The organism is Klebsiella sp. BIGb0407, from assembly GCF_024807845.1.
Classification (GTDB): Bacteria; Pseudomonadota; Gammaproteobacteria; order Enterobacterales; family Enterobacteriaceae; genus JGM124.
In genome coordinates this window covers 1-15,718 of the sequence record NZ_JANUEQ010000009.1, presented here as the reverse complement: position 1 = coordinate 15,718, position 15,718 = coordinate 1, and the positions used below count along the sequence as shown (strand labels likewise).

General features: G+C 47.9%; 15 protein-coding genes and 1 other RNA gene. 8 read left to right on the top strand and 8 right to left on the bottom strand.

Annotated elements, in window-relative coordinates:
- Positions 1 to 8: 8 nt before the first annotated feature.
- On the bottom strand, positions 9 to 743 hold the full coding sequence (locus tag M2387_RS21430) for a succinate dehydrogenase/fumarate reductase iron-sulfur subunit (RefSeq protein WP_259052493.1): 735 nt from the start codon (positions 741 to 743) through the stop codon (positions 9 to 11).
- On the bottom strand, positions 736 to 2,526 hold the full coding sequence (gene frdA, locus M2387_RS21425; protein ID WP_259052491.1) for a fumarate reductase (quinol) flavoprotein subunit: 1,791 nt from the start codon (positions 2,524 to 2,526) through the stop codon (positions 736 to 738). The genes M2387_RS21430 and frdA overlap by 8 nt, the downstream gene beginning before the upstream one ends.
- Positions 2,527 to 2,832: 306 nt before the next feature.
- Between frdA and epmA the strand changes: the two genes are divergently transcribed.
- Genes epmA through M2387_RS21410 form a run of 3 tightly spaced genes read left to right on the top strand, consistent with a single transcriptional unit; the run spans position 2,833 to position 5,044 of the window.
- Positions 2,833 to 3,810: an elongation factor P--(R)-beta-lysine ligase gene (gene epmA, locus M2387_RS21420; RefSeq protein WP_259052489.1), complete on the top strand. Its 978-nt coding sequence runs from the start codon at positions 2,833 to 2,835 to the stop codon at positions 3,808 to 3,810.
- Positions 3,811 to 3,845: 35 nt separating this feature from the next.
- Positions 3,846 to 4,382: a GNAT family N-acetyltransferase gene (locus tag M2387_RS21415; protein WP_259052487.1), complete on the top strand. Its 537-nt coding sequence runs from the start codon at positions 3,846 to 3,848 to the stop codon at positions 4,380 to 4,382.
- A 32-nt stretch (positions 4,383 to 4,414) separates the two neighbouring features.
- Positions 4,415 to 5,044, top strand: a complete 630-nt coding sequence (locus M2387_RS21410) for a LysE family translocator (RefSeq protein WP_259052486.1) — start codon at positions 4,415 to 4,417, stop codon at positions 5,042 to 5,044.
- Positions 5,045 to 5,106: 62 nt separating this feature from the next.
- On the opposite strand, the gene yjgA is transcribed toward M2387_RS21410, so the two are convergent.
- Complete coding sequence (gene yjgA / locus M2387_RS21405) at positions 5,107 to 5,655, bottom strand: ribosome biogenesis factor YjgA (protein WP_259052485.1); 549 nt, start codon at positions 5,653 to 5,655, stop codon at positions 5,107 to 5,109.
- Positions 5,656 to 5,754: 99 nt separating this feature from the next.
- Here yjgA and pmbA point away from each other — a divergent pair, with 99 nt between their 5' ends.
- On the top strand, positions 5,755 to 7,107 hold the full coding sequence (gene pmbA, locus M2387_RS21400) for a metalloprotease PmbA (RefSeq protein WP_259052753.1): 1,353 nt from the start codon (positions 5,755 to 5,757) through the stop codon (positions 7,105 to 7,107).
- Between the two features lie 61 nt (positions 7,108 to 7,168).
- A complete protein-coding gene (cybC, locus tag M2387_RS21395) occupies positions 7,169 to 7,558 on the top strand; it encodes a cytochrome b562 (RefSeq protein WP_259052484.1) in 390 nt (129 codons plus the stop codon).
- 64 nt (positions 7,559 to 7,622) lie between these two features.
- On the opposite strand, the gene dolP is transcribed toward cybC, so the two are convergent.
- From dolP to M2387_RS21375, 4 genes are all read right to left on the bottom strand, one after another.
- Positions 7,623 to 8,198, bottom strand: coding sequence for a division/outer membrane stress-associated lipid-binding lipoprotein (gene dolP / locus M2387_RS21390; protein ID WP_259052483.1), 576 nt, complete (start codon positions 8,196 to 8,198; stop codon positions 7,623 to 7,625).
- 88 nt (positions 8,199 to 8,286) lie between these two features.
- The gene (gene diaA, locus M2387_RS21385) at positions 8,287 to 8,877 is read right to left on the bottom strand and encodes a DnaA initiator-associating protein DiaA (RefSeq protein WP_211992824.1); all 591 of its coding nucleotides are present in this window, start codon (positions 8,875 to 8,877) and stop codon (positions 8,287 to 8,289) included.
- A 19-nt stretch (positions 8,878 to 8,896) separates the two neighbouring features.
- Entirely contained in the window at positions 8,897 to 9,292 is a 396-nt protein-coding gene (locus M2387_RS21380; protein ID WP_259052752.1) for a YraN family protein, read from the bottom strand.
- Positions 9,250 to 11,226 carry a penicillin-binding protein activator gene (locus tag M2387_RS21375; protein ID WP_259052482.1) on the bottom strand — a complete coding sequence of 659 codons (1,977 nt, stop codon included), beginning with the start codon at positions 11,224 to 11,226 and terminating at the stop codon, positions 9,250 to 9,252. The genes M2387_RS21380 and M2387_RS21375 overlap by 43 nt, the downstream gene beginning before the upstream one ends.
- A gap of 62 nt (positions 11,227 to 11,288) precedes the next feature.
- Here M2387_RS21375 and rsmI point away from each other — a divergent pair, with 62 nt between their 5' ends.
- Both rsmI and rnpB read left to right on the top strand, forming a co-directional pair.
- Positions 11,289 to 12,155, top strand: coding sequence for a 16S rRNA (cytidine(1402)-2'-O)-methyltransferase (gene rsmI / locus M2387_RS21370; protein WP_259052481.1), 867 nt, complete (start codon positions 11,289 to 11,291; stop codon positions 12,153 to 12,155).
- 104 nt (positions 12,156 to 12,259) lie between these two features.
- Positions 12,260 to 12,639: RNase P RNA component class A (gene rnpB / locus M2387_RS21365), an RNA gene on the top strand.
- Between the two features lie 339 nt (positions 12,640 to 12,978).
- Here the strand turns inward: rnpB and M2387_RS21360 are convergent.
- Positions 12,979 to 14,925 carry a M60 family metallopeptidase gene (locus tag M2387_RS21360; protein WP_259052480.1) on the bottom strand — a complete coding sequence of 649 codons (1,947 nt, stop codon included), beginning with the start codon at positions 14,923 to 14,925 and terminating at the stop codon, positions 12,979 to 12,981.
- Between M2387_RS21360 and M2387_RS21355 the strand changes: the two genes are divergently transcribed.
- On the top strand, positions 14,845 to 15,718 hold an 874-nt coding region (locus tag M2387_RS21355; protein ID WP_259052478.1), incomplete at its 3' end, for a hypothetical protein. The two genes, M2387_RS21360 and M2387_RS21355, sit on opposite strands and share 81 nt — an antisense overlap.

Genomic DNA, 15,718 nt, shown 5'->3' with positions numbered 1-15,718 from the left:
TGCACTCCTTAGCGTGGTTTCAGGGTAGCAATCAAAAAGTCTTTAGAACTTTCGACTTTGCCCTGCTGGATAGCGGCAGCCGGATCCACATGTTTAGGGCAAACGACAGAACAGAAGCCAACAAAGGTGCAGCTCCAGACGCCATTCTTGCCATTTAACTGCGGCATACGTGCGGCTTTACCGCGATCGCGGTTATCCAGATTATAACGATGGGCCAGTGTGATGGCTGCCGGTCCAATAAATTCCGGATTCAGGCCAAACTGTGGACAAGCTGCGTAACACAGACCACAGTTGATACATCCAGAGAACTGGTGATATTTAGCCATCTGGGCTGGGGTCTGGGTATTTGGACCTTCTGCCAGTGGCCGGTTATTCCCGATGATATAAGGCTTAATCGCCTCAAGGCTCTCAATAAAGTGCGTCATATCGACGACTAAATCGCGTTCAATCGGGAAGTTTGACAGTGCTGAAATCTGCACACCCTCCGGATATTCACGCAGGAAGGTTTTACAGGCCAGTTTCGGAATGTTATTCACCATCATGCCGCAGGAACCGCAAATAGCCATGCGACAAGACCAGCGATAGCTCAGGTCGGGTGCGAGGTTATCTTTGATATAGCCCAGAGCATCCAGCACCGACGTCTGCTCATCGAACGGGACGTCATAAGTGACATTATGCGGTTCGCTGTCCGTTTCCGGGTTGTAACGCATAATGGAAACTTTATGTGTTTGCATCTCAGCCATTGGCCTTCTCCTTCTTATCCGCAGCATCAGCTTCTGCACCGTAGACACGTTTTGCTGGCGGCAGGGTAGTAATTTTGACATCGCCATAATCAAGACGAGTGGTGCCGTCGGCCTCACGGAAGGCCAGAGTATGTTTTAAAAAGTTAACGTCATCACGCTCGGTACAGCCTTCATCAAGCCGCTGGTGAGCACCACGAGACTCTTTGCGCGCCATGGCAGAGTGCGCCATACACTCAGCCACATTCAGGCCATGTCCCAGCTCAATGGTGTAGAGTAAGTCGGTATTAAAGACGCTAGAGGTATCGGTTATTCTGACGCGACTGAAGCGTTCTTGTAGCTCAGCCAGTTTATCGATAGTTTTTTGCATCAGTTCCGGCGTACGGTAGATTCCACAGCCTTCTTCCATCGACAGGCCCATTTCATCGCGAATAGCTGACCAGTTCTCGGTTCCTTCCTGATTGACCAGTTTCTTCAGTTTATTTTCAACGTCAGCAGCCTGAGCATTGAGGACTGAATCATTCGCCTGTTGAGCCTGACGGGCATGTTCAGCCGCTTTTTCACCTGCCAGACGACCAAAGACCACTAATTCAGCCAGCGAGTTAGATCCGAGTCGGTTGGCGCCGTGTAATCCCACCGAAGAACATTCTCCGACGGCAAACAGACCTTTAATACGGGTCTCACACTGATTATCGGTTTCGATACCGCCCATGGTGTAATGCGCGGTCGGCCGTACCGGAATCGGTTCTTTTACCGGGTCGACGCCGACATAGGCTTTTGCCAGTTCGCAGATAAACGGTAGTCGTTCCAGCAGTTTTTTCTCACCCAGATGGCGCAGGTCGAGATAGACCACATCCCCACGCGGGGTCGCGATGGTGTTGCCTTTCTGAGATTCATGCCAGAAAGCCTGTGAAACACGGTCACGCGGACCCAGTTCCATATATTTATTTTTAGGTTCGCCGAGCGGTGTTTCAGGCCCCATTCCGTAGTCTTGTAAATAACGGTAGCCGTTTTTATTGACCAGAATACCGCCTTCACCGCGGCAGCCTTCAGTCATCAGAATACCAGAGCCTGGCAGGCCGGTCGGGTGATACTGAACAAACTCCATATCGCGTAACGGCACACCATGGCTCAGCGCCATGCCCATGCCGTCACCCGTAACGATACCGCCGTTGGTATTGTAGCGATAAACACGACCCGCACCGCCGGTCGCCATGACCACGGAATTGGCACGAATTTGGGTGAGTTCACCTTCCATCATGTTCATGGCTACCAGGCCGCGAGCCTGACCGTCATCGACGAGAATGTCGAGGACGAAGTATTCGTCAAAACGCTGGATCTGTGGAAATTGCAAGGAGGTCTGGAACAGGGTATGGAGCATATGAAAACCGGTTTTATCGGCCGCAAACCAGGTTCTTTCAATCTTCATCCCCCCGAAGCGACGAACGTTGACGCTACCGTCCGGACGGCGGCTCCACGGGCAGCCCCAGTGCTCCAACTGAGTCATTTCTGTCGGGCAATGGCGGACAAAGTAGTCCACGACATCTTGCTCACATAGCCAGTCACCACCGGCGACGGTGTCATGGAAGTGATAGTCAAAACTATCGCTATCTTGCGTGACGGCAGCAGATCCTCCTTCAGCGGCAACAGTATGGCTGCGCATTGGATAAACTTTTGAAATCAGAGCGATTTTAGCTTGCGGGTTAGCCTGGGCTGCGGCGATGGCTGTTCGTAGCCCGGCACCACCGGCACCTATAATGGCGATATCGGCTTGAAAGGTTTTCACGACACTCCTCCTGATTTTTATTATTTCGCAAAGCGATATTGACTAAAGATAGCTCACCGCAGAGGGTGCCGCCGTTGCGAAAAGATTCCTGACCTTATTGGGAGGCAGTATAGACGCGTAAATAGTATGGAATTTTGATGTATTCGATTTTTTCATCGTTCTGTGGAACAACGCATGCCTGATGTTATTAAAAAGGCGTTTTTCTGCGATATACGAGCTCAGTTAAGAAAAATAATGCACATAATTTGTCTCTGTTCTGGGATACAGGTAGACTTTTCGACCTTGTTGATTGACGGAGATTTACTTATGAGCGAAACGGCCTCCTGGCAGCCAAGTGCGTCCATTCCTAACTTACTTAAACGTGCAGCTATTTTGGCTGAGATTCGACGTTTTTTTGCCGATCGTTGCGTTCTGGAAGTGGAAACGCCTTGTATGAGTCAGGCAACGGTCACCGATATTCATCTGGTACCGTTTGAAACACGTTTCGTCGGACCCGGACATTCCGGGGGATTAAATCTCTATCTGATGACCAGCCCTGAGTATCATATGAAACGTTTACTGGCAGCAGGTTGCGGGCCGGTGTTTCAGTTGTGCCGTAGTTTCCGTAATGAAGAGATGGGGCGTCATCATAACCCTGAATTTACGATGCTGGAGTGGTACCGTCCGCACTACGACATGTATCGTTTAATCAATGAAGTTGATGATTTGCTGCAACAGGTGCTGGATTGTGAACCGGCTGAAAATCTCTCTTATCAGCAAGCTTTTCAGCGTTACCTGGAAATAGATCCGTTGTCAGCCGATAAAGCAGCATTACGTACTGCGGCAGCAAAACTCGACTTGAGTAATATTGCTGATGAGGAAGAGGACAGGGATACCTTATTACAGATGCTGTTCACCTTCGGCGTTGAGCCTCTGATAGGTAAAGACAAACCGGTTGTGATTTATCATTTCCCGGCAACTCAGGCGTCACTGGCACAAATCAGTAGTGAAGATCACCGTGTTGCTGAACGCTTCGAAGTTTATTTTAAAGGTATTGAACTGGCTAACGGTTTCCATGAGCTGACAGATGCCCGTGAACAACGCCAGCGTTTTGAACAGGATAATCGTAAGCGTGCTGAGCGTGGGTTATCGCAACAACCTATTGATAACTTGCTGCTGGGTGCGCTGGAAGCGGGTCTGCCAGACTGCTCTGGCGTCGCGCTGGGCGTTGACCGCCTGGTGATGCTGGCGCTGGGTGCTGACAGCCTGGCCGAAGTGCTCGCATTCACGGTGGATAGAGCTTAAATCCGTAGTCATCAAACCAAAAAGATTCGTCGCTAATGTTGAAAATAATACCGCTTGATAGCGAAAGAACGGCTCTTTTCGCGCAGGTGGATGGGCTGTATGAAAGTGCTTTTCCATTACATGAAAAACGATGCCATGCAGCTAAAATACGTGCTTTAAATCATGCAAATTATCAGCTACAGGCTTGGTTTGATGCTGAGATGTTTATCGGCATGATTGGGATGTGGGACTTTGGCGATTATCGCTATATCGAACACCTTGCGGTGAATGACACCCTGCGTGGCCAGGGTTATGGCAAACGCATGCTGAATCAATTTTTGCTGCAGTCTCCACTCACTATTCTTGAAATTGACCCACTGACGACAGAAATTGCGCGAAAACGACTCCGTTTTTATCAGTCATTAGGTTTTCAGGTAAACCATTATTCGCATACTCATCCGACGTATCATGAAAATCTTGCCGACCATCAGCTGATTGTTCTGAGCTATCCCCAGCAAATAGACTCACAGCAATATCAGCGTTTTTTGAATGATTTACGTCATGAAGTAATGGCTGATAGTACTAACGTTTAAACAGACTAGCAGAGCCGTTTTAGAGGAGCATTATGGATCTCAGTACCCTTTTTCTTTACGTTGTGGCAGTCAGCGCGGTCATGGTCACCCCAGGACCTTCGATGCTGCTGGCATTAAATAATGGTGCCACTTACGGAATGCGGATCGCAGGTTACGGCTTTATGGGGGCGGTGCTGGCAGATTTACTGCTAATCGCTGCCGTGGGATGTGGTTTAGGGGCATTACTTCAGGCTTCTGAGCAGCTATTCACTTTGGTTAAGTGGGGCGGTGCCCTGTACCTGATTTACCTGGCCTGTATTTTATGGCGTGCACCGGCTCAGGCATTGCATGTCAGTAATAGTGCGGCTTTCACTACCGGTAAAACGGCATTTTTACGTTCTCTGATGGTCGGGTTATCTAACCCGAAGGGCCTGTTGTTCTTCTCTGCCTTTTTGCCACAGTTTATTCGCCCTCAAGAACCTATCCTGAGTCAGTATCTGATTCTGGCTCTGGTGAGTGCGATTATTGATTGTCTGATGATGACGATTTATGCCTGGGGTGGTCGTCATGCGATGCGTCGTTTTTCCGCCCAGGTGATGCGTGGGGTGAATCGCAGCTGTGCAGGTATGCTGGCTGTACTGGCCGTTGGGGTTGCACTTTACCGCCGGAGTAATGTGACGTAATTTGAACAAGCAGAAAGACTTAACAGTACACCGCTAAGTCTTTCTGTTGTAGTGACAGAAAATCAGTCCTGGCTTTCAGCCAGTTCACGCAGATAAGAGAAAATCTGACGATATGACTTAGGCGGCTTATTGGCCGCTTTTTCTTTCTGTGCGTTGCGGATAAGCACACGCAGTTGCTGGCGATCAGCCTCAGGATAAAGTCTCAGTACTTCACTAATTGCTTCATCACCTTCGTCAACCAGGCGGTCACGCAGGGCTTCAAGCTTATGGAACAGCGAAACCTGCTGATTGTGGCGGTTCTTTAACTTATCGAGAGCCTGACGAATAGGCTCCACGTCACGAGAACGCATCATTTTACCGATCAGCTGCAACTGACGGCGGCGTCCTTCTTTTTTAATTTTCTGGGCAAGTTCAATAGCGGCACGGAGATCGTCATCCAGTGGCATTTTCTCGAGGGCATTTTTGCCAAGTTCAACTAATTCAACACCCAGGCGTTTAAGCTCTTCGGCATCGCGTTTAATTTCGCTTTTGCTGACCCAGATAATCTCATCATCATCTTCGTCTTCATTTTCGGGCACGTCATCGAGCCAGTCTTCGGGCTGTTTGGTCATATCAGGCTCCTTAAAAAGTTGACGCGAATATTACCAGTAAAGGGACCAGACTGCGAAATTGTTCTGATCCTGTTAGACTGGAATGACTCTCCTTACACTATGGCAATCGCGATGAAAGTAAACACGCAAGTAGCACAACAACGTCAAACCTTAGAGCAGGCGGTTTCTCTGGCACTGGAGTTAGCAGCAAAGCACTCAGATGGTGCCGAAGTTGCGGTCAGCAAAACCACCGGAATAGGGGTCAGTACCCGCTATGGTGAAGTAGAAAATGTTGAATTCAATAGCGATGGTGCATTAGGTATCACCGTTTACCATCAAAACCGTAAAGGTAGCGCTTCTTCCACCGATCTCAGCCAGGATGCCATTACCCGTACGGTACAGGCCGCGCTGGATATTGCACGCTATACCTCACAAGACCCTTGTGCAGGCGTAGCTGATAAAGAGTTACTGGCTTTCGATGCCCCGGATTTAGATCTTTTCCATCCAACAGAAATGGATGCAGAGCGGGCCATTGAATTAGCCGCCCGGGCTGAAAATGCCTCTCTGAATGTGGATAAACGCATTACCAATACCGAAGGCGGCAGTTTTAACAGCCACTACGGCATCAAAGTCTTCGGCAATAGCCACGGCATGCTGCAAAGCTACTGCTCCACACGTCATTCGCTCTCCAGCTGTGTCATCGCGGAAGCAAATGGTGATATGGAGCGTGATTACGCTTATACCATTGGTCGCGCGATAGAAGACCTGCAGAGCCCTGAGTGGGTTGGCGAGGAATGTGCGCGTCGTACTCTTTCTCGCCTGGCTCCACGCAAACTCGCAACCATGAAAGCACCAGTTATTTTTGCCTCTGAAGTGGCAACGGGCTTATTTGGCCACTTGGTCGGAGCGATTGCTGGCGGCTCTGTCTATCGTAAATCTACCTTCTTGCTGGACGCATTAGGACAGCAGATATTCCCTGACTGGCTGACCATCGAAGAGCATCCACACTTACTGAAAGGTCTTGCCTCAACGCCTTTCGACAGCGAAGGCGTTCGGACTGAACGCCGCGACATCATCAAAGATGGTGTGCTTCAGCAGTGGCTGTTAACCAATTATTCAGCGCGTAAACTGGGCCTGAAAAGTACCGGTCATGCAGGCGGTATCCATAACTGGCGTATCGCAGGTCGTGGTCTCGACTTCGACGGTATGCTCAAGCAAATGGGTACCGGGCTGGTGGTGACCGAGTTAATGGGGCAGGGCGTCAGCGGTATGACCGGTGATTATTCACGGGGTGCGGCGGGCTTCTGGGTCGAAAATGGTGAAATCCAGTATCCGGTCAGTGAAATTACCATTGCCGGTAATCTTAAGGATATGTGGCGTGAAATCGTAACCGTTGGTAACGATATTGAAACACGTAGCAATATACAGTGTGGTTCTGTTCTGTTGCCTGAAATGAAAATTGCCGGGCAGTAGTTCGTTGTGTGGCGTGAGATATCACGCCTGTTTTTAAATAAAATAATACCAGGTGAGCAAATTGCGTAAACACTTGATTGCAATGTTAACAATGTCAACCCTCCTCCTGAGCAGTGTTTCAGCTATGGCAAATGATGTTGCTGAAGACATGGATATCCTGGCTCAGAACTACAATTCAGTCCTCACTGCCAAAGAGGCTGCAACCCTGAAAACAGCTTTAACGAAAATGCGCGCTGCCGCGCTGGATGCGAAAAAGGGCGTACCGCCAAAACTTGAGAAAGAATCAGCAGATAGCGCTGCAATGAAAGATTATCACCACGGGTTTGATATTCTTATCGGACAAATTGATGGTGCGATGAAACTGGCTGACGAAGGTAAAGTCGACGAAGCGAAAGCTGCGGCTGAAGGATTTAAAGCGACTCGTAACGAATACCATAAAAAGTATCGTTAATCAGTTGATGAAAATAACAGGCAGTGATGATTCTGCCTGTTAGTTCTTCATTCTTATCTTGCGACTACTTTAAAAAAGTAAATGCCGTGGTGACGTGTTTCACGCCGCTGACCCGACTGGCTGTATCGGCCGCCGCTTTTCCTTCCCGCTCAGTAACCAGACCCAGCAAGAAGACTTCACCATCTTCGGTCGTCACTTTTACGCTGGTTGATTTCACCTGATCGCTTGCCAGTAACTGGGAACGGACTTTGGTGGTTATCCAGGTATCACTGGACGCTGTGCCTAAGCCAATTTTTGGCGCGTTACGAATTTCGTTATAGACCTCAGTCGCACCATCGACACCCATGGCTATTTGTTTGGCTCGGGCAGACACTTCAGCATTAGGTGCTTGACCTGTAAGGAGCACTTTTCCCTGATAGGCGGTCACGTTGATACGCGCATCTTTCTTGATTTGCTCATCTTTATTGAGCGCATTACTCACACGTAATTCTAGCGTTCCATCATCAACCTGGGTACCTACGGTACGCGGATCCGTCGCCGTTTTGGTTGCCACAGCGGTACTGCCGACGAGTACTGCACCGACACAACCCTGAAGTAGCAACGCGGAGACAAGGACTGCGATGGGAGTAATAACCTTCATATCGATTCCTTCTTTTGAAAGAGGTGTTATCTCTCAGGTCTGTCAGACAACATTGCAGGTATTCTTTTATCACTTTTAGGATAAAAAACTACCCGTCCTGGTGAGGGAATAATGTGTTGTCTATAAGGTCACATAAGCAGTTTACGGTCAGCATATGCATTTCCTGAATACGCGTGCTGTGGTGAGAAGGAATGCGGATTTCGACATCCTGCGGCCCCAGCAAGCCGGCAAGTTCACCGCCATCGTAGCCTGTTAAGGCAATAATGGTCATATCCCGGGTGACAGCTGCTTCCACTGCTTTGACAATATCGCGGCTATTGCCACGGGTCGAGATAGCTAACAAAATATCGCCTGCCTGACCGAGAGCGCGTACCTGTTTGGCATACACTTCCTGATGCAGACGATCGTTGGCAATCGCTGTTAAGACCACTGTATCCGCATTTAGTGCAATTGCGGGTAAACCAGGCCGTTCTGTTTCAAAGCGGTTAATCATACTGGCAGCAAAATGCTGGGCGTTCGCCGCAGATGTTCCATTGCCACAACACAGGATCTTATTCCCGTTCAGTAACGACTGAACCAGAGTGATAGCTGCCCGAGAAATAGCATCTGGCAAGGCTTCTGCTGCCGCTATCTGGGTTTGAATACTTTCTGTGAAGCAGGCTTTGATTCTTTCAAGCACGTTGATTTTACCTGGTTTTTTAGATGTCAGCGGCAAACGCGTTGGTCAGCCACTCTATTTCATTGCCGGTGAAAGCTAACACATCAAAACGGCAATCTACAGTATCAAAACTTTCACCTGTTCCATTCAGCCACACTTGTGCAGTATGAAGCAGGCGTTTTTGCTTTCGGACGGTGATGCTGGCGGCAGCGCTGCCGAAAGCATCATTACGGCGAAAACGCACTTCGACAAACACGATAACCTGGTGATGTCGCATGATGAGATCTATTTCACCGCCACGAACATATACGTTCGCGGCAATGAATTGTAACCCTTGAGACTCAAGGTAGCGACGCGCTTTTATTTCATAGCCTGCGCCGCGCTGTTGAGTATTCAAGAAACCGGAACGACCTGGCCTTGACTGAATTGTAACCAGTTAAGTTTTCTGTTTACGACACAATCTGTCGTGGCACTTAACTGCCCGGTATTACCATTGAGTGTAAAGCCAGGGCTCTGACGCAATTCAGCAAAATGATTGGCGAGAGACCAGGCATCAACCCCCATGGCATACAGGCGTGCCAGGGAGTAATCGTTATTGACGCTAGTCAGAGCTTGCTGCATTAGCTGCGGGTTACCGCCAGAGAGCAGCGGAATTTCGCTGTACTGCAGGCCTTCCATTTCAAAGCGGAAATCCGGGCCGCTGATACCCTGTGCGCTACGGGAGCTCGCGTATAGCTGAGCGCCACCACGACTTCCGGTACGCATGGTAATCATTGGTTTAATCAGCGCCATTTCATCTGATGAAGCGACAATATAAACCGCGTCAACGTTTCCACCGCTGCTGGTTATTTGAGGCTCAACAGGTACCGTCGGAATAGTCAGGTCACCAATAGTGACTGATTCAGGAGGATTATTCGCTGTGATAACGGGGGTTCCGGTAAGTGCGATTCCAGACCCGCCATTGATCCCACGTTTTAAATCACTCATCGAACCTAAGCGTTGCTGCAATACGGTGCCACCACCTAAGCTCTGCCATTCACTGGTAAAGGCTTTGGCAACTCGCTCACCCAACGGGCTGGAGGGCACCAGTAATAATGGGCTGCGCTGGTTTTGCTGCCAGATATGGTGGGCTGCATCACGGGCTTCATCCTCGGGGGATAAAGCGAAATAACAGATATTTGGGTGATTCTGAGTCGCTTCTGGTTGGTTGAGCGCCAGAATATTCAGTGAGCTGTTCACACCAGACAGGGCGTCGACATCATTTTTCAGTAACGGACCGACGACAATTGTCGCACCATCTTGCTGTGCCTGGGCCAGGACCTGATCAATCGGCTGGCTGCTGGTATCGTAGATCTTAATTTCTGCGTTTGGGTTAGCGGGAACAGACGAAACGGCTGCTGACTGAGGCTGTTCATCAACCGCAGGTATTACACCCGTGAGAGAAGACAAATCATCGCTGGCGAGACTTTCAGCCGGTGCTTCCAGGGAGGCCACAGGCTGTGAACCTTGGGTTCTTGCCGCTTCAAAACCTTGCTGGATACTGTGCCCGAATAATCCTGCCTGGCCATTCAAGGGTAATAACAAAGCTATTTTCCCGATGGAGGCAGAACCGACATTTATGTTCTGAAGATTAGTCAGCTGGGTGGGTAAGAGTTTCGCTCCCGGATTATTCGGGTAGCGTATCTGCCATTCCTGGATACCGGTTTTTAGTTTCTCTAAATCCGTGCGATTGTTGGTCCAGATCTGCTGAAGCTCCAGCCAGCCTTGCAGGGTGTTCTCATCGGCATTAATGACCAGAGTATTCATTTGCTCAGGCGTCATTGATGATACGGCTTGCCAGGTACCATCGATATTTTCCTGTTTTTTGTCATTGCTTAATAGCGGCTCCTGGGCAATGTAAGCACGCACTAAGGCCAGTGAAGGGTGTCCGGCGCTGGCTGCAATCACCGCACTATAGTAAGCCTGCTGCTGATTAGCATCGAGTCGGGTGGCATCAATATTATTGAGCAGGGCAGAGGCGGCAGCATAATCCTGCTGTGCTGTTTTAATTTGCGCCATGAGCAATGACTGCTCTAGTTGCTGAGCATTATTCAGCTTTTCTGGCAGCTGGTTATAAATACCGATAGCCTGCTCAGTCTGTCCTTCTTGTAACAGTGCACGAATGGCGAGTAATTGCCATTGGGTCTTGCTATCATCTGAGCTCTGCTCAATTTTTTGCAGATACCAGGCTGAACTGGCAGTACCATTGGCTGGAGGCAGCTCCTGGGGTGTATCGGATGTCTGTGAAGTACACCCGGCAAAAATCAGTGCAGCGAGTAACACAGGCAAACTGCGTCCGACTTTTGATAGTTTTAAGGTTGAGAGTCGCATTCAATATCCAGTGGTTTTTTAATCTCAGTGTTCAATATTAAAACGGCAATACGGATGAAACAATGAAACAACACGAAACGGCAGCGATTTTAGCGAAAACGCTCTATATCGTCCCGACGCCGATTGGCAATCTCGGCGACATCACACAGCGGGCCCTCTCGGTGTTACAGAGTGTTGATCTGATTGCTGCTGAAGATACGCGTCATACTGGTCTTTTATTACAGCATTTTGCAATAAATGCGCGCTTATTCGCACTTCATGACCATAATGAGCAACAAAAAGCCGAAACTTTGCTGGCAAAGCTACAGGAAGGGCAAAGTATTGCTCTGGTATCGGATGCCGGAACGCCATTGATTAACGATCCTGGCTATCACTTGGTTCGCGTTTGTCGTGAAGCCGGTATTCGTGTTGTACCGCTGCCGGGCCCTTGCGCTGCTATTGCAGCACTCAGTGCGGCAGGGCTCCCTTCGGATCGTTTCTGTTATGAAGGTTTTTTACCGGCCAAAACTAAAGGTCGCTGTGACGCACTCAAAGCGATTGAACAAGAAACCCGAACCCTGATTTTTTACGAATCAACCCACCGTTTACTGGATAGCCTTGAGGATATCTGTACTGTCCTGGGCGAGTCGCGTTATGTGGTGCTGGCGCGTGAGCTGACCAAAACCTGGGAATCGATTCATGGTGCACCGGTTGGGGAATTACTGGCCTGGGTGAAAGAAGATGAAAACCGTCGCAAAGGGGAAATGGTCCTGATTGTCGAAGGTTTTAAAGTGCAAAGTGATGATGCACTTCCGGCTGATGCACTCCGTACACTGGCGTTGCTACAAACTGAGCTGCCGCTGAAAAAAGCGGCTGCGCTGACCGCAGAGATTCACGGTGTGAAGAAGAACGCGTTATATAAATACGCCCTGGAACAGGCCGAGAAGTAAGTATTACGATTTTTCGCCCTGTTTTGTTCAGGGAGTAAACAAGAGATACACCGAAACGGGTGTATTGAGTGACAGTGGCGGTGAAACCCACTATACTTCGCCGCGAAGCTGACCAGGCAGTCGCCGCTTCGTCGTCGTCCTCCTTAGGGGGAGACGGGCGGAGGGGAGGAAAGTCCGGGCTCCATAGGGCAGGGTGCCAGGTAACGCCTGGGAGGCGCAAGCCTACGACCAGTGCAACAGAGAGCAAACCGCCGATGGCCCGCGCAAGCGGGATCAGGTAAGGGTGAAAGGGTGCGGTAAGAGCGCACCGCGCGTCTGGTAACAGTTCGCGGCACGGTAAACTCCACCCGGAGCAAGGCCAAATAGGGGTTCATAAGGTACGGCCCGTACTGAACCCGGGTAGGCTGCTTGAGCCAGTGAGCGATTGCTGGCCTAGATGAATGACTGTCCACGACAGAACCCGGCTTAACGGTCAGCTTCAACTCATTCAAAAACAATACGTTGGTGTGTCTCAACAGAGACGCACCAACGGCTGTTTCATTCCGTATATATTCAAACGTGGCAACCGCTACTGTCTCCATTTCAGATTACCAGCAGGCTGTTTTTTACGCCGCAGCGAAAAATCTCCTCTGAGATACGTTGTACTTTGCGAAAATCGGGTTTATCGATCGGCTTAGCAGTCTCTTCGACCTTGCGGGGATGCAGGATGAAATCGACTATATCGCTTCTTCGTTGCACACGAAGCCTTTCTGGAGTCGTGACATTCTAATTTTAAATAGATGGCTCATCAGTAATATAAAAACAGTCATATTACTGATGAGGATTATTCAATTGATATTATATCTAATATATATTCGTCATCACGAGAAAATGCTTTTATATAAAAAACCTCCCCAATCGTTGAGTTTAGTGTTGAGTCTGTTATCCATACTCGATCGTTTAATGCTGCATAGTGATTTTTCCCATAGGTTATTTCAGATAAATATCCTTTATTTGAGTGAAGCATATATTGATAGTTTAGAAAAGAGTCATCCTCACTAAATGAAATAATAACGTCATTATTTTTAATATAGAATCCAGTGACTGTATTTAATAGTAAAATATATTCAGCTCTTCTTAATCTATTTTTTAGAGCGATAGTATGTTCGTTTCTGGATTCATTATATCTATCCCATAATTCACCTAAGGAACTGTGAGTTGTTTCATCTGCTAAATTTGTTGAGTCATTATCTGTAAAGATACTTTCAATATCTTCTTGCAATTTATTTATCTTTATAGTGGAGTAATAAGATATATGCTCCCCTTGAAAATCTATAATTATTTTAAAGACATCATTATCTAATATCTCATCAATGTCATTGGGGAAGATGGAAATATAGAATACTCCATCTGCTGATACATTATTACAATAGTAAAAATCACCTTCATTAATTTCTCCAATATAATAATCATTTATAAAGAATATATATCTATATGGAGTGTACCATTCTTTATCTAAAGTGAATGTTATTGATTTCTTTTCTATAACCACATCACTTATAGCGTTTTTAAGATGAATTAACTCAGGGATGTATTGAGATTCTGGCATATCTAGCCGATGATAGTTATCATTATTATATTCCCAAATGGGTTCTTCTAAACCAGGTAGTAAAGATAACTCGAAAATAGTATTTAAATCCAGTTCAAGTCCCCACCTGAAGAAAAAAGGCAATAAGTTAATATTAACTAACTGAGAAACTGTAATGATAAATGTTTGTTTTTTACTGTCATCATCTTCAGTTAGCGGGGGGGCATCCATCAATCTGTATTTCTGATTTAATTGTGGATAGAAATGTTCTCCAAATGTGAGATACAACTGCCAGAAAAGTCCTGACTTAACAAAAACATCTTGTATATCAAATGATTTACTTAGTGAGGTATCCGCTATAAAGTTTTCTATACTTTCCCTGTATTCATCTATCTTGGAAGCTCTACCGGTTAAAGCTTCTTGAACAGAGAGTGAATAAATATTAGCGGTGGCTTCGATTAATCCTGTACCAGAAGACCATTGCCATGGATATTGTTGTCTTTGAACCCCATTTATGTACCATACGTCAAATCGACTATTTGATTGTCCTAAAAGTTGAGGCATAGCTTCGATGTTATATCCAGTGTATTCATTGTTAGCATAAATGTAATAAAGATCCGATTCAATATGTAAGTTTCTATTGTTATCTAACTTGTAGTCAGATTTTCCATTTTCTACTAACCCATTTATATTATTTTCTACGTCTATAAAAAATTCATAATCCTCCATTAAGTCCTCAGCGTCATCTATATATAAATTAGCACTTGAATATGTGATGATAATATCTGAAAGACTATTGCTTAATATTACATATGGTGCTGAGTTATAAATAAACATTTCATTCTTGAATTCATTACTTGTGTTTTCATGCAGTTTGAAATGGGGGATTCTTTGGTGTTGTGAATTCATTTTAATATAAACTTCTCCGTCCTCATTGTGGTTGATGAAGCTTAATAATCCACTAGATTCTATAGAGAGTGAGTTGCTCCCTGCTGATAATGGGTAAATATCTATATTACTGCCAGGTAATCCTATAGATACAAATAAGTTATCTTCAGTCTCACCATCAACAAAAATAGTAAGAATATCATTTTTATTAATATAGAATGGAATATATTGATATTGGCTCCAGGAACGGGATCTCCTATCTTTAATGGTATAATACTCAGGAAGACCGTTAGGGGAAATGAAGTAATTTTCCACATTGCCGCCGGTATTGCCGCCGGTATTGCCGCCGGTATTGCCGCCGGTATTGCCGCCGGTATTGCCGCCGGTATTGCCGCCGGTATTGCCGCCAGTATTGCCGCCAGTATTGCCGCCGGTATTGCCGCCGGTATTGCCTCCGGTATTGCCTCCGGTATTGCCTCCGGTATTGCCTCCGGTATTGCCTCCGGTATTGCCGCCGTTACTGCCGCCGGTATTGCCTCCGGTATTGCCGCCAGTATCACCGCCGGTATCACCGCCGGTATTGCCGCCGGTATTGCCGCCGGTATTGCCGCCAGTATTGCCGCCGGTATTGCCGCCGGTATTGCCGCCGGTATTGCCGCCGGTATTGCCGCCGTTACTGCCGCCGGTATTGCCTCCGGTATCACCGCCAGTATTGCCGCCGGTATCACCGCCGGTATTGCCGCCGGTATTGCCTCCGGTATTGCCTCCGGTATTGCCGCCGGTATTGCCTCCGGTATCACCGCCAGTATTGCCGCCGGTGTCACCGCCAGTATTGCCACCAGTATCACCACCGTTACTGCCTCCGGTATTGCCGCCGGTATTGCCGCCGGTATTGCCTCCGGTATTGCCGCCGGTATTGCCGCCGGTATTGCCGCCGGTATTGCCGCCAGTATTGCCGCCGGTGTCACCGCCAGTATTGCCACCAGTATCACCACCGTTACTGCCTCCGGTATTGCCTCCGGTATTGCCGCCGGTATTGCCGCCGGTATTGCCTCCGGTATTGCCGCCGGTATTGCCGCCGGTATTGCCGCCGGTATTGCCGCCAGTA